This window comes from Pseudomonas sp. V98_8 (genome assembly GCF_029967975.1).
Classification (GTDB): Bacteria; Pseudomonadota; Gammaproteobacteria; order Pseudomonadales; family Pseudomonadaceae; genus Aquipseudomonas; species Aquipseudomonas umsongensis.
The window spans coordinates 1-13,403 of sequence record NZ_JASCAE010000043.1 but is presented as its reverse complement, the minus strand read 5'-3'; the positions used below and the strand labels follow the sequence as shown (position 1 = coordinate 13,403).

9 protein-coding genes are annotated in these 13,403 nt (G+C 59.5%); 7 read left to right on the top strand and 2 right to left on the bottom strand.

The features are described 5' to 3' along the window. The first annotated feature begins 100 nt into the window (after positions 1–100). From pvdM to QLG10_RS13025, 5 genes are all read left to right on the top strand, one after another. Positions 101–1,450 (top strand): pyoverdine-tailoring dipeptidase-like protein PvdM, encoded by a 1,350-nt coding sequence (gene pvdM / locus QLG10_RS13045; RefSeq protein ID WP_282487478.1) that lies wholly within the window; start codon positions 101–103, stop codon positions 1,448–1,450. A gap of 29 nt (positions 1,451–1,479) precedes the next feature. After that, positions 1,480–2,760: an aminotransferase class V-fold PLP-dependent enzyme gene (locus QLG10_RS13040; protein ID WP_248679205.1), complete on the top strand. Its 1,281-nt coding sequence runs from the start codon at positions 1,480–1,482 to the stop codon at positions 2,758–2,760. A 70-nt stretch (positions 2,761–2,830) separates the two neighbouring features. After that, entirely contained in the window at positions 2,831–3,694 is an 864-nt protein-coding gene (locus QLG10_RS13035) for a formylglycine-generating enzyme family protein (protein ID WP_282487477.1), read from the top strand. A 240-nt stretch (positions 3,695–3,934) separates the two neighbouring features. Then, positions 3,935–5,584, top strand: a complete 1,650-nt coding sequence (locus QLG10_RS13030) for a cyclic peptide export ABC transporter (RefSeq protein ID WP_282487476.1) — start codon at positions 3,935–3,937, stop codon at positions 5,582–5,584. 139 nt (positions 5,585–5,723) lie between these two features. Further along, positions 5,724–8,192: a TonB-dependent siderophore receptor gene (locus QLG10_RS13025; protein ID WP_282487475.1), complete on the top strand. Its 2,469-nt coding sequence runs from the start codon at positions 5,724–5,726 to the stop codon at positions 8,190–8,192. A 201-nt stretch (positions 8,193–8,393) separates the two neighbouring features. On the opposite strand, the gene QLG10_RS13020 is transcribed toward QLG10_RS13025, so the two are convergent. After that, positions 8,394–8,726, bottom strand: a complete 333-nt coding sequence (locus QLG10_RS13020; RefSeq protein ID WP_110749349.1) for a DUF6124 family protein — start codon at positions 8,724–8,726, stop codon at positions 8,394–8,396. 589 nt (positions 8,727–9,315) lie between these two features. Here QLG10_RS13020 and QLG10_RS13015 point away from each other — a divergent pair. After that, positions 9,316–9,819, top strand: coding sequence for a DUF3304 domain-containing protein (locus QLG10_RS13015; RefSeq protein WP_110749404.1), 504 nt, complete (start codon positions 9,316–9,318; stop codon positions 9,817–9,819). Beyond that, positions 9,807–12,149 carry a DUF2235 domain-containing protein gene (locus QLG10_RS13010; protein ID WP_282487474.1) on the top strand — a complete coding sequence of 781 codons (2,343 nt, stop codon included), beginning with the start codon at positions 9,807–9,809 and terminating at the stop codon, positions 12,147–12,149. Before QLG10_RS13015 ends, QLG10_RS13010 begins: the two co-directional genes overlap by 13 nt. A 173-nt stretch (positions 12,150–12,322) precedes the next feature. Here the strand turns inward: QLG10_RS13010 and QLG10_RS13005 are convergent, their stop codons facing one another. Then, positions 12,323–13,279 carry an alpha/beta hydrolase gene (locus tag QLG10_RS13005; RefSeq protein WP_282487473.1) on the bottom strand — a complete coding sequence of 319 codons (957 nt, stop codon included), beginning with the start codon at positions 13,277–13,279 and terminating at the stop codon, positions 12,323–12,325. Positions 13,280–13,403 lie beyond the last annotated feature (124 nt).

Here is a 13,403-nt window from a genome sequence, read left to right as displayed (position 1 = left end):
TAGGAGCTGCCGCAGGCTGCGATCTTTTCAGGAGCACCTAAATTCCTTGGTCGATCACTCGTTCCTCCCAGATAGCAAAGGCTCCCTGACTGAGATGGCAATGACAAAACCACGTTCGAAAAAGGCTCTTTTCATCGGCCTGCCGCTGGCCCTGGCGATCTGCGCGGGTGCAGGCTTTGCGGCCTGGGATTACGGGTTCAAGGACAATCCCGGCTACCCGGTCAACGTGATGAAGCAGGCCGAAGAACTGCATGAGCGCCTTCTCTCGTTCGACAGCCACATCACCGTACCCATGGACTTCGGCACCGCCGGAAATGAAGCCGACAAGGACGGCAGCGGCCAGTTCGACCTGGTCAAGACCGGGCGCGGACGCCTGTCCGGTGCGGCCCTGACAATTTTCGGCTGGCCGGAAATCTGGAACGGTCCCAACGCGCCGCATCGTCCCACCGCAGGCTTCGTCGAAGAGGCTCGCTTCGAGCAGGAAACCCGCTACAAAATCATCAGCGCCCTGGTGCGCGACTTCCCCAACCAGGCCGCCATCGCTTACACCCCCGACGATTTCCGGCGCCTGCATGGCGAAGGCAAGTTCGCGATCTTCCTGAGCATGCTCAATGCCTACCCGCTGGGCAACGACCTCAATGCCCTGGATCAATGGGCGGCGCGGGGCATGCGCATGTTCGGCTTCAGTTATGTGGGCAACAACGCGTGGGCCGATTCATCCAGGCCGCTGCCATTTTTCAACGATTCCCGGGATGCCCTCGGCGGTCTCTCGGACATCGGCAAGCAGGCGTTGCAGCGCCTCAACGACCTCGGCGTGATCATCGATGTGTCGCAGATGTCGACCAAGGCCCTGGAGCAAGTGGCCCGGTTGAGCCGCACGCCGATGGTGGCCTCACACTCCGCCCCGCGCGCCCTGGTGGACATTCCGCGCAACCTCAGCGACCACGAAATGCAGTTGATCAAGGACAGCGGCGGCGTGGTGCAGATCGTCGGCTTCCCGACCTACATCCGCCCACTGAGCCAGGCCACCCAGGACAAGCTCAACGCCCTGCGTGCGCGTTTCGACCTGCAACCCCTGCAAGGCCTGGAGATGGCGTTGATGCCGGGCGATCCGATCATCACCGTGTGGTCGGAACAACGGTTCGGCGAATACGCCAGCCAGCTCTACGCCATCGTCGACGAAGAGCCCAAGGCCACGCTCAAGGACTACGGCGACGCGATTGACTACGCGGTGAAAAAAATCGGCATCGATCACGTCGGCATCAGTTCCGACTTCAACGATGGCGGCGGCCTGGATGGCTGGAAGGATGTCAGCGAGGCACGCAACGTCACCGCCGAACTGATCAGCCGTGGCTACAGCGAGGCCGACATCGCCAAACTCTGGGGCGGCAATTTCCTGCGGGTCTGGGACCAGGTCGAGAAATCCGCCAGACCCGTCGCCAAGAACTGATGCCATTTTTGCCAAGCGAAACCCAAGCCATGACCAACCGACGCTCATTCCTCAAGCAGGCCGGCATACTCGCAGCCAGCCTGCCCCTGGCTGCTGGCGTGAACCTGCCAGCGATAGCCGGCAATCCGCCGCCTTTGCCCAAGGGCAAATGGGCGCAGTTACGCCAGCTGTTCAATCAGGACCCGAACTACCTGCATTTCGCCAACTTCCTCGTCACCTCGCACCCAATGCCGGTGCGCAACGCGATCGAGATGCACCGCGCCAACATCGATCGCAACCCGGGCCGGGCCATGGACTGGGACCTGCAGGAAACCGAGAAACGCGAACACAACGTGAGGGTCTGGGCCGGACGCTACCTGAATGCCAAACCCGAGCAGATTGCGCTGACCGGCAGCACCACTGAAGGCCTGGCGATGATCTATGGCGGGATTCATGTAAGGCCGGATCAGGAAATCCTGGTCAGCGAACACGAACACTATTCCACGAATTACACACTGGAATTTCGTCAGCAACGCCAGGGCACGAAAGTACGCAAGCTCGAGCTGTTCCAGAACAGCCGCGACATTTCCGTGGACGAAGTGCTGGGCTCGATTGCCCAAGGCATCCGCCCGCAAACCCGTGTGCTGGGCATGACCTGGGTGCAATCGGGCAGCGGTGTGAAACTGCCGATCGGCGAAATTGGCAAGCTGGTCGAAGAGTACAACCGCAAGCGCGACGAAAAGGACCGCATCCTGTATGTGGTCGACGGCGTGCACGGCTTTGGCGTCGAGGACCTCGACTTTCCCGACATGCACTGCGACTTCTTCATTGCCGGGACGCACAAATGGATGTTCGGCCCGCGTGGCACGGGGATCATTTGCGCCCGCTCCGCCGAGGTCCGGGACGTCACGCCGATCATTCCGACCTTCAGTGAATCCACCGATTTCGCGACCATCATGACCCCCGGTGGCTACCACAGTTTCGAACATCGCTGGGCTGCGGACGAAGCGTTCAAGCTGCACCTGGATCTGGGCAAGGCCGAGGTCCAGGCGCGCATTCATCAACTCAACAGCTATGCCAAGGATCGTCTGCTGGAGCAGCCGCGGATCGAACTGGTCACGCCAAGGAGCCCGCAACTGTCCGCCGGTTTCACCTTCTTCCGGGTCAAGGACCAGGACTGCGAAAAGGTCGCCAGCGGGCTGATGCAGAACCGCGTGGTCTGCGACTCGGTGGACCGCGACGCTGGCCCGGTGATCCGCATCGCTCCGGGCTTGCTCAACAGTGAACACGAAATCGACCGCTTCATGGCCCTACTGAACGAAACCGCCTGAAACCACCATTCACTGTAGGAGCGAGCATGCTCGCTCCTACAGGGTTCGCTCTTCTTTATCGAGATAGAAAATGACCCGTCACATGTTAGCCCTCGCCCTAACCGCCCTAATCGCCGGCCTGCTCCCCTGCGCCGCACAGGCCGCCACCCCACCGCCAGCGGGCAAGGTATTCAAGGACTGCAAGAATTGTCCGGAAATGGTCGTGCTGCCCGCCGGCACCTTCACCATGGGCACCCCGGATGACGAAGTCGGCCGCGAGCCCGATGAGGGTCCGATGCATGAGGTGACCTTCGCCAAACCCTTCGCCATGAGCCGCTACCAGGTCACTGCCGGTGAATGGGATAGCTATATCAAGGAAAGCGGCGTGACCATCGCCAACGGCGATACCCGGCCAGGTCGCGAGTGCATCGCCAGCAAGCCGCGTTACCCGCAGGGCCCGCGCCAGCCGGCGGTGTGCATGAACTTCGACGACGTGAAGCACTACGTCGCCTGGCTGTCGAAGAAAACCGGACAGCGATACAGCATGGTCAGCGAAGCCCAGCGTGAATACACCGCTCGCGGCGGCACCCAAGGCCCGTTTCCCTTTCCGTTCGATGATGGCAAGGGCTACAGCATCGCCAAGCACGCCAACACCTACGGCCCGGCGGACGGCTACAGCTACAGCTCGCCGGTGGGCAGCTACCCACCGAACGCCTTCGGTATGTATGACATGCACGGCAACGTCTATGAATGGGTCGAAGACTGCGAACACCCGAACTACGTCGGCGCCCCTACCGACGGCAGCGCCTGGCTGGAACCCGACTGCGAAGCGGTGCGCATCCGCGGCAACGACTGGGGCGAAGCCCCGGTGTTCTCCCGCTCCGGAAACCGCAACAGCCAGTACCCTCAGGAGCGTGGGGACTGGATAGGCTTTCGCATCGTACGCGAGCTCTAAGCCCGTCTGGGTCAACGTGTAATCGTTCTTCGCGAGCAAGCCCGCTCCCACATTTGATCGCATTCCGCCTGATGAAATACGGTCGAATGTGGGAGCGGGCTTGCTCGCGAAGGCGTCTTATCAATCGCAGAACATTTCGACTGACAACCCGCTGTCACCACCAGTCACCACCCTCTAAATTAACCCCTCGACCAGACGTTCTACTGGGTATCTGCCTTCCGACCCAAGGAACCGTCTTCCATGACCCAGCCTACCCGAGGCGCCATCGGCGAATTGTTTGCCCTGCTCAAACCCTTTCGACTCATCGTCGCCGCATCCATAATCCTGGGCATGGTCGGCGGCCTGAGCGTCACGGTATTGCTGGCGACCATCAACAATGCCCTGCATTCGGACAGCGGCCTGACCCAGGGCGTGGTCGCGCTGTTCGCCGGCCTGTGCCTGCTGGCGCTGGCCAGCTCGATCTGCTCCGACATCGGCACCAACTACGTCGGCCAGCACATCATCGCCAAGCTGCGCAAACAACTGGGGGAGAAGGTGCTGTCGGCGCCGATCGAGCAGATCGAGCGTTACCGCAGCCATCGCCTGATCCCGGTGCTGACCCACGACGTCGACACCATCAGCGACTTCGCCTTCGCCTTCGCACCGCTGGCGATTTCCCTGACCGTCACCCTGGGATGCATGGGCTACCTGGCGATCCTGTCGTGGCCGATGTTCCTGATCATGGTGGCCGCGATCCTGATCGGCAGCGCGATCCAGGCCTACGCCCAGAGCAAGGGCGTGCAAGGTTTCATGGCCGCCCGCGACGCTGAAGACGAGCTGCAAAAGCACTACAACGCCATTGCCCAAGGCGCCAAGGAACTGCGCATCCACCGCCCTCGCCGCCAGCGCATGTTCAGCTCGGGCATCAAGGGCACCGCCGAATTCATCTGCAACACCCAGGTGCGTTCGATCAACACCTTTGTCATCGCCAAGACCTTCGGCTCAATGCTGTTCTTTGTGGTCATCGGCCTGGCCCTGGCCCTGCAAACGTCCTGGCCGAGCCCCGACAAGACCGTCATGAGCGGCTTCGTGCTGGTGCTGCTGTACATGAAAGGCCCGCTGGAGCATTTGATCGGCACCCTGCCGATCGTCAGTCGTGCGCAGATCGCCTTTCGCCGCATCGCTGAACTGTCCGAACAGTTTTCCACCCCGGAACCGCACCTGCTGCTCAGCGACCAAGACAAGGTCAAACAGGCCGTGCACGAACTGCAACTGGCGGACGTGCGCTACGCCTTCCCGGCGGTCGAGGGGGCGGCGCCGTTTCAGCTGGGCCCGGTCAATCTGTCGATCAAACAGGGCGACATCACCTTCATCGTCGGCGAGAACGGCTGCGGCAAGACCACCCTGATCAAATTGCTGCTGGGCCTGTACACGCCGCAACAGGGGCAGATCCGGGTCAACGGCGAGGCCATCGACGCGCACAACCGCGATGACTACCGGCAGTTGTTCACCACCATCTTTGCCGACTATTACCTGTTCGATGACGTGGTCCAGAGCGATACGCAGATTCCCGAAGACGCCAACAAATACCTGCAACGCCTGGAGATCGCGCACAAGGTCAGCGTCAAGGACGGCAACTTCACCACCACCGATCTTTCAACCGGGCAGCGCAAGCGCCTGGCGCTAATCAATGCCTGGCTGGAAGAGCGGCCGGTGCTGGTGTTCGACGAGTGGGCGGCCGACCAGGACCCGACCTTCCGACGGATTTTCTACACCGAGCTGCTGCCGGACCTCAAGCGCCTGGGCAAGACCATCATCGTGATCTCCCATGATGACCGTTATTTCGATGTCGCCGACCAACTGGTGCGCATGGAAAGCGGCCGGGTCGTCACCGAGCTGGTGCCGGCCTGATCACAGGTCTCATCAACGCTCCCACAGGTTTTGCTTTTTTCAGGATTTCTTTTCCGGTTTCACAATCGCATCTCGTCTTAATAATCATTCCCATTAACAAAAACTCTGCACGACACTTTTTCAGGAGCACAGGCAAGTAATGCGATCTCTTCCACGCCGTACCCCTCTCGCGCTGGCCGTACAGCGCCCGTCACTGCACAAAACGCTGTTGAGCAGCGTCCTGCTGACCGCCACGTTGCTGGGGAGCACGATGGCCAACGCAGCGCCTGTAAAAGTGAGTATTGCCGTGCAGCCGCTGTCCAGCGCGCTTACCCAACTGGGCATGCAGACCAATCTGCAAATCCTCTACAGCCCTGACCAGGTGGCCGGCATCAAGTCCCGCGCGGTGTCCGGCTCACTGGAGCCTTCCGCGGCCCTGGCCGAGATGCTCAAGGGCACCGGCATTTCGTTCCAGATCAATGGCAACAGCGTGACGCTGGTGTCGGGTGGCTCGTCGAGCCTGCAACTGGGCGCCACCACCATTTCCGGCAAGGCCCTGGGCCTGACCACCGAAGGCACCGACTCCTACACCACGGGTGCGACCACCACTGCCACCAAGTTGCCGCTGACCCTTCGCGAAACGCCGCAGTCGGTGACCGTGGTGACCCGTCAGCAGATGGATGATCGCGGCGTCCAGAGCGTCGGCGATGCGCTGAAGAATACCCCCGGTATCACGTCCCAGAAGTACGACAGCGACCGTACCGAGTTTTCCGCACGGGGCTTTGCCATCACCAACTTTCAGTACGATGGCGTCAACATCCCCTACGACGGCGTGTACGGTGAAAACCCGAACAACACCGACGACGCTGCCAGCCTCGATCACATCGAAGTCATCAAAGGCGCGACTGGCCTGATGACCGGTGCCGGTGACCCGGCCGCCACCGTCAACCTGGTGCGCAAGAAACCGACCAGGGACTTCAAGGCTTCGGTCAGCGGCACTGTCGGTTCCTGGGACAACTACCGCACCGAAGGTGACATCTCCGGCTCACTGACCGAATCCGGCAACGTGCGCGGGCGCTTTGTCGGTGCCATGCAGGACAAAGATTCGTACATCGACCACTACAGCCAGAAGAGAGACCTGTACTACGGTGTTCTGGAAGCCGACCTGACCGACGATACCCTGCTGACCCTGGGCGTCGACAAGTCTAGCACCACCCCTCGCGGCAGTTCCTGGACGGGTAACACGGTCTACTACGCCGACGGCGGCAAGACCGACTTCTCCCGCGGCTTCAACCCGGGCGCCGACTGGAGCCGTCGCGACTTCGACAGCACCACCTACTTTGCATCCCTGGAACAAGCGCTCGCCAACGACTGGAAATTCAAGGCCAGCTTCGACCAGAAAACCACCGATCACGATACCCAACTGGCCTCGGCCAGCGGTGGTTACCCGAACCGCGACACCGGCGAAGGCATGTTCTTTTATCAGGGGCACTGGGAAGGCCATCGCGTGCAGAACACCGCTGACGTAAACGTCTCCGGCCCGTTCACCCTGGGCGGTCGCGAGCATGAAATGGTGGCCGGTTTCATGGCCGCCCACTCCCGTCAGACTGGCGCAACCTATGGTGCCCCCACCGACTCCGATGGATCGGTACCGGGAAACATCTTTGACTGGACAGGCCATATCGCGAAACCGGACTTCCCGAAAAACGGCAAGTACGAGCGCACCCAAAGCCAGAACGGCGCGTACCTGGCCACCCGCCTGCGCCCGACCGACGACCTGTCGTTCATCCTCGGCGGCCGTGTCAGTACCTACAAGTACAACGAGGGCTACACCTACTACCCTGGCGCCGGCCTGGCCGACACCCACGCCAGCTACAAGGAGCACGGCGTCGTCACGCCTTACGCCGGTGTGGTCTATGACCTGGACGATACCTACTCGGTCTACGCCAGCTACACCAGCATCTATCAGCCACAAATCAACAAGGATGCCGATGGCAAGACCCTGGACCCGGTTGAAGGTGACAGCTACGAAACCGGTCTGAAAGCGGCCTACTTCGAAGGCAAACTCAACGCCAGCCTAGCCTTCTTCCGCATCGAGCAGGACAACGTGGCCGAGTCGATCGGCACCAATGAGATTACCGGTGACGGCATTTACAAAGCCGTCGACGGTGCCACCACCAATGGCGTGGAACTGGAACTGGCCGGCGAACTGGCCCAGGACTGGAACGTATCGGCCGGCTACACCTATGCCCGTACCCGCGACAAGGATCACCAACGCATCTACGGTTTCCCGCTGGCCACCAGCAAACCGGAACACGTGGTGCGCACCTTCACCACTTACCGCCTGCCCGGCGCATTGGACCAGTTCACCGTCGGTGGTGGCGTCAGCTGGCAGAGTGCGTTTTACGGCCAGAGCTTCAGCCCTACCGATGGCAGCACTTCGCTTAAGCAAGGCGGCTACACCCTCGTCGACCTGATGACCCGTTATCAATACGACGACCACCTGAGCTTCACCGTCAACGCCTACAACGTCTTCGACAAGCGCTACCTGACGGGCCTGGGCAACTTCGGCACCACCTTCTACGGAGAGCCGCGCAACATGCAGATCACCGCGAAGTACGACTTCTGAGGCTGAGCTGAACTAAAAAATGCCCGTATTGAGAGATGCGGGCATTTTTGTATGGGCCGATATTTGCGGTGCATGTGATGCCGCCTTCGCGAGCAGGCTCGCTCCCACAGGGGGATCTTCGGTGTGCACAAAATCCGCGTTCATCTCGGCCAATTGTGGGAGCGAGCCTGCTCGCGAAGGCGGCCCTCGCCCCAACATTGATTATTCAGGCGGATCGATCCGGTCCAACGCCCGGTTCACCGCCAACTCCCCCAACATGATCACCTGCGCAATCCCCAACAACGAATGACGACCTGTCCCTTCCATATGATCCGCCAGATCCAACGCCATGACATTGGCCGAAGCCAGCGATTCACAGGCATGCGCCAGCAGGGTTTCGACATCGAGCTCAGGGTTGACGAAAGACATGCTGCAGAGCTTGCGTGGGGTGGACTGGATGTCGGCGGCCGAGGGGATGCGGTCGTTGGGGTTGTTTGGGTCAGAATTTTCCAATGTTGGATCGGGGTCCGGCGGATTCGGTGTCACCTTGAACATATTTGCAAACTCCCTGGATGGAGCCGCTACCACCTAGCTACTAAACGAAGGGTGGCGGCTGTGCGCAGGTTAGTAGACCGGGGGAGTTAGCATTAACCGGCGCGCCGAAGCGCCCTGCGCACAGCCACCATCAAGTTCAGGCATATGAATACCTGACTGAAGGGAGCGCTATGCACCTAACTAACAACCCTCGGGCTACTAAACCCGATCACTGACAATCAGTGACCCGATCCAAGTTACCGAGCGACCCCAAGGCGCACAAGCCGGCGGATTCTGGAGTAACTGTAGGCAACGACGCAAGGTGCTGTGGCTTTCATGAAGTAACTGGGTGGGGCTATTAAATAGACTTGAACCCCTCCACGGGAGAGCTGTGAAAAGAGATCAATCCGCGCTCGATCTGCCCCGTCCAAAGTCGCTGTTCCCCTCCCCTTCGAAAAGACCGTAAAAAATCCTACATCAAAAGCGCTACGACACAGAGACCAATCCTACACGCGCCGTAGATGTTTCCTATATCCCCGCCTGTTTACTTTTTGAGAGGTTTTCATCCCATCAAGGAGTCTATGCAGATGAAGGAGCCAAGTGCATGCGAATGAGGAAACTCAGCGGGCTGTGGTTGCTAGGTGGATTGGCACTGATATTGTTTGGTTGCACTTCTTCGGACCATGAAATGGCCGGAGGAAACATCCAGGCAATAAATCACACAGTGCATGCCATCAACTGGTTGTCGGTCAATGGCTACCGGGCTCATGGCGGAGGGGGTAGTTCGTGCTGCATTATTATGCCAACCAAATGGCGCCCTGACTTGAAGGCTAATATTGAATGGGAAGTTGACCCTAATCCTTCTGTAAAACTTCCATCAGTAACATCATCAGCATTTCGTGAAGCTTATGCAAAACATGCAGCAAGCTACACAATATATAGTAACACAGTAGATATTCCGGAGTGGCCCGACACAGAATCTTGTGATCTGAAGGTGCATTTTTTAACTTGCAATCGTGTGAAGGTAACTACCGCGTGCGCGGTATATGGCCGACCGAATTATCCAATCAAGGAACCTATGCAGATGAAAGAGCCAACCGTATGTCAAAAATGAATGATAAATCCAAAGCTAATGCTTGGGCGCCACCAGCCTTCCCTTTAGAGGGGCGTCTTCCGGTGGATGTTCGGATCGTCACAAAAAATTATCAAAAACACACTTATGAGGAGGATCGCTTCCAGCGGACACCTGATGCTCAAGGGCTGTGCTCACAAGCTTTCTGTTGTTGCCATAGCCTGCACATCAGCCTGTTTTTCGATGGTACGAATAACAATGACAACAACGACACCAAGAACAATCACCCGAGCAACATCGCCAAGCTGTTCCATGCTTCGCTTCAAGACATTGAGGCTAATAAGAACGGTTACTTTTCCTACTATATGCCCGGTGTGGGCACGCCCTTCCCTGAAATTGGCGAATTGGACTACAGCGAAGACGGACTGAAATATGCCACCGGCGGTGAAGACCGCATCAACTGGGCTCTGGTTTCCGTCTTTGACGCTTTGCATACGGCGCTTAACGGAACTCCACTTTCTCAGGATCGTCGTAAGAAAGCCGTCGACTCTATGAGCACGTGGAAAGCCCCACTGATGTTTCGCGCCGGCCCCAGCAAGCGGCGGCGGGTGATGAAAGAAGTGCTCGGTACCTTGCTAGACCGCGTGGAGCGGGCCACACCCAAGGTATTGGGCGTCAAGCTGTACATATACGGGTTCTCCCGCGGCGCAGCAGAAGCCCGGACCTTCGTCACCTGGCTCAGCCAGTTGTTCGAAACCCCGGAGGGGGCGGAACTACCGTCACAGAGCCTGATCGGCCTGCCGGTGAGCGTCGAATTCCTTGGCGTACTGGACACCGTGGCCTCAGTGGGCATCGCTAACGTAGCGCCATTTTTTGCCGGGCACATGGACTGGGCCGACGACAGTCAGTTGCTGCCAGACGTAAAAGCCTTTCCGAAGCTCGTCAAATGTTGCCGGCATTTCGTTGCGGCTTTCGAACAGCGCGCATGTTTTCCGCTCGATTCGATCCGCAACGAGGATGGCCAATACCCAGCCGATACCTATGAAGTGGTGTACCCCGGCGTGCACTCCGATGTCGGGGGAGGCTACCCGCAGCATGATCAGGGCAAGGCCCGTGGCGGTACGGACGAACTTTTGTCGCAGATTGTCCTACACGATCTTTACGCCGAAGCCTTTGCTGCGGGGGCACCGTTGCAGGTTCCGGAGGCAGCACTACCGAAAAGTTTGTTGCCGTATAAGGGATGGCGTGAGATGGGGCCGCAAACATCGTCTGAGTTTGTGATCAATCAAGAACTAATTGGGCGCTTCAATGCCTGGCGTGAAACCCTCCCCGGCATAGCCACCGAAGTCCCTTCCAGAACCTCACCTTCGGAGTATCAGCCACAACAACTGAGTGCCACAGTGGAGGACACCCTGGCCGATCAACTTGGCTGGATCACCGGCTGGCGCATTGGCCGTTATGCCAACGACTCACTGCAAAATAACGACAGCTATAAACTCCAGCCTTTCTTCACTCAGGCGACAGAGGCAACGGCCGAGGAAGCCGAGAAAGGGCGTGAGAACTATAAGAAACAGCAAGATATCGCCCTGGGAAATCGCCTGAAATCACCACAAGCGGCAACGAATCATCCCGGCCCGCCGATCTATGAGCCACAGATCGACAAGACCCAGCTCAGCCAGGCCGCCGCCGAATTCAAGCGCGACTACCGGGGCCTCAAACGCGAGCAGACCCACTGGAGCGCCGAGATCACCGATGTGCTGTTGCGCGACACGATCTACCTGCTCAATGAGAACGACGAGGCACGGGATCACGCGGCTATTCGTGAAGCGGGCGAGCGACGTGCCAAGCAACTGTTTAGTGACGACTGGGGTACGCCGAGCAAGGATCCAGTCATGGCCCTGTTGGTGGCGCTGTTCGATGACCAGGTGCACGACTCACGCGCATGGTTCATGCATGACAAGCTGAAATCCCGGGAGCTGTGGGCCGGTTACTTCTTCTACCGCATGACCTACTTCGGCAATGACAATAGCCGCGAGCTGTCGCCGGTGGTGGTGGCTGGGCGGGTATTGGGCGTGGCGATGCTGGCCGGGGCCACGGTGTATGGCATCAAGCGCGGCGGTGCACTGGGTGGGGTCGGCGGGTTGGTGGCGGGAATTGGTGGAACAACCATCGGCTACCAGATCATCGACAAGGCCAGCGGCCTGGCCCTGCCGTTCCTGCCCGGTGCCGAGCAACTTTTGCAACCTACCGCCCACATTGGCGAGTTGGTGACCGGCCTGAAATGGCAGATTGCTTCAGAAGACTACGCGCAGCGCATTGATAGCGTCACCGCCATGTTGCGCGCATCGGGCAACTTGTTCGAGCTGACCTGAGGGGTTCTTACCAGAGGAGATGTTCGGCAAATCCAAAACCCAGGTTGCAAACAGTTCATTTGTGGGAGCGAGCCTGCTCGCGAAGGCGATAGACGCCCCACCAAAAGTCCTTGCGCCGAACACAAAAAGGCCGCCATCCCTTTTTTGGAGATGGCGGCCTTTTTCATTTCAGATCACAACCACGATCGCACCCACCCCGCCACTTGCGCATGAATCCCTTCCACCTCCCCCAACAACCCCGCCATCCGCAAAAAGTCATGAGTCATACCCGGCTGCTCCAGCAACGTCACCTCATTCCCCGCCGCCCGCAAGCGCTCGGCGTAGGCCAAGCCTTCATCATGCAATGGATCATAGCCAGCCAGGTAGACCAGCGCCGGCGCCAAACCCGACAGGTCTTCGGCCAGCAGTGGCGAGCAGCGCCAGTCGGCCAGGTCCGCAGGCGTGCGTGCGTAGTGGGCATAGAACCAGTCCAGAGTCGGGGTTTCCAGCAAGTATCCCTCGGCGAAATCCCGGTGTGAGGCACGGTGGGTGGTGGCGTCGGTCACGGGGTACACCAGCAGTTGGGCCTTGGGTTTCAGCGCCAGTTCCGCAGGCTCGCGTACGGCGATGATCGACAACACCGTGGCCAGTGTCGCGCCGACGCTGTCACCGGCCAGCGCCACGCGGGTGGCGTCCAGGCCACGGGCGGCGCCCTCGCGCACCAGCCAGTTGCCGGCGTCGCAGGCGTCTTGTACCGGGGTTGGGAATTTCCATTCGGGGGCCAGGCGATAATCCACGGTCAACACGGCAAAACCACCCTGGGCTGCGAGGCGACGACATAGGGCGTCGTGGGAATCGAGGCTGCCGACCACGTAGCCACCGCCGTGGAAGTACAGCATCACCGGTTGCAGGCCGTCGACGGGTTGGCCGTCGCGATACAGGCGTGCCGCGAGGCTTTGGCCGTCGCGGGCGGGGATGGTGAAGTGGTCGCAGGCGATGTGGTCCAGTGGTACATCGAGGAAGCTGGAAGAGGCCTCGAAGTCGATCCGTGCCTGTTCTGGGGTCTGTTCGTGCATTGGGCGGCTTTTGCCGGTGAGGCGGCCGAACTCGGCGAGTTCGAGGAAGGCTTCAAGTTCTGGCAGTAGGGCCATGGGGGGAATCCTTTTGCACAATAAGATCAATAATCGGTTCGAAGCGAGGGCGAATACCCTGTGGGAGCGGGCTTGCTCGCGAATGCGGAGTGTCAGTGAACATTCATGTCGCTGACACTCCGCA

Bases quoted from the DNA above. Each gene is read 5' to 3' on its own strand.
- pvdM (WP_282487478.1), top strand. From the start codon at position 101: ATGACAAAACCACGTTCGAAAAAGGCTCTTTTCATCGGCCTGCCGCTG.
- QLG10_RS13040 (WP_248679205.1), top strand. From the start codon at position 1,480: ATGACCAACCGACGCTCATTCCTCAAGCAGGCCGGCATACTCGCAGCC.
- QLG10_RS13035 (WP_282487477.1), top strand. From the start codon at position 2,831: ATGACCCGTCACATGTTAGCCCTCGCCCTAACCGCCCTAATCGCCGGC.
- QLG10_RS13030 (WP_282487476.1), top strand. From the start codon at position 3,935: ATGACCCAGCCTACCCGAGGCGCCATCGGCGAATTGTTTGCCCTGCTC.
- QLG10_RS13025 (WP_282487475.1), top strand. From the start codon at position 5,724: ATGCGATCTCTTCCACGCCGTACCCCTCTCGCGCTGGCCGTACAGCGC.
- QLG10_RS13020 (WP_110749349.1), bottom strand. From the start codon at position 8,726: ATGTTCAAGGTGACACCGAATCCGCCGGACCCCGATCCAACATTGGAA.
- QLG10_RS13015 (WP_110749404.1), top strand. From the start codon at position 9,316: ATGAGGAAACTCAGCGGGCTGTGGTTGCTAGGTGGATTGGCACTGATA.
- QLG10_RS13010 (WP_282487474.1), top strand. From the start codon at position 9,807: ATGTCAAAAATGAATGATAAATCCAAAGCTAATGCTTGGGCGCCACCA.
- QLG10_RS13005 (WP_282487473.1), bottom strand. From the start codon at position 13,279: ATGGCCCTACTGCCAGAACTTGAAGCCTTCCTCGAACTCGCCGAGTTC.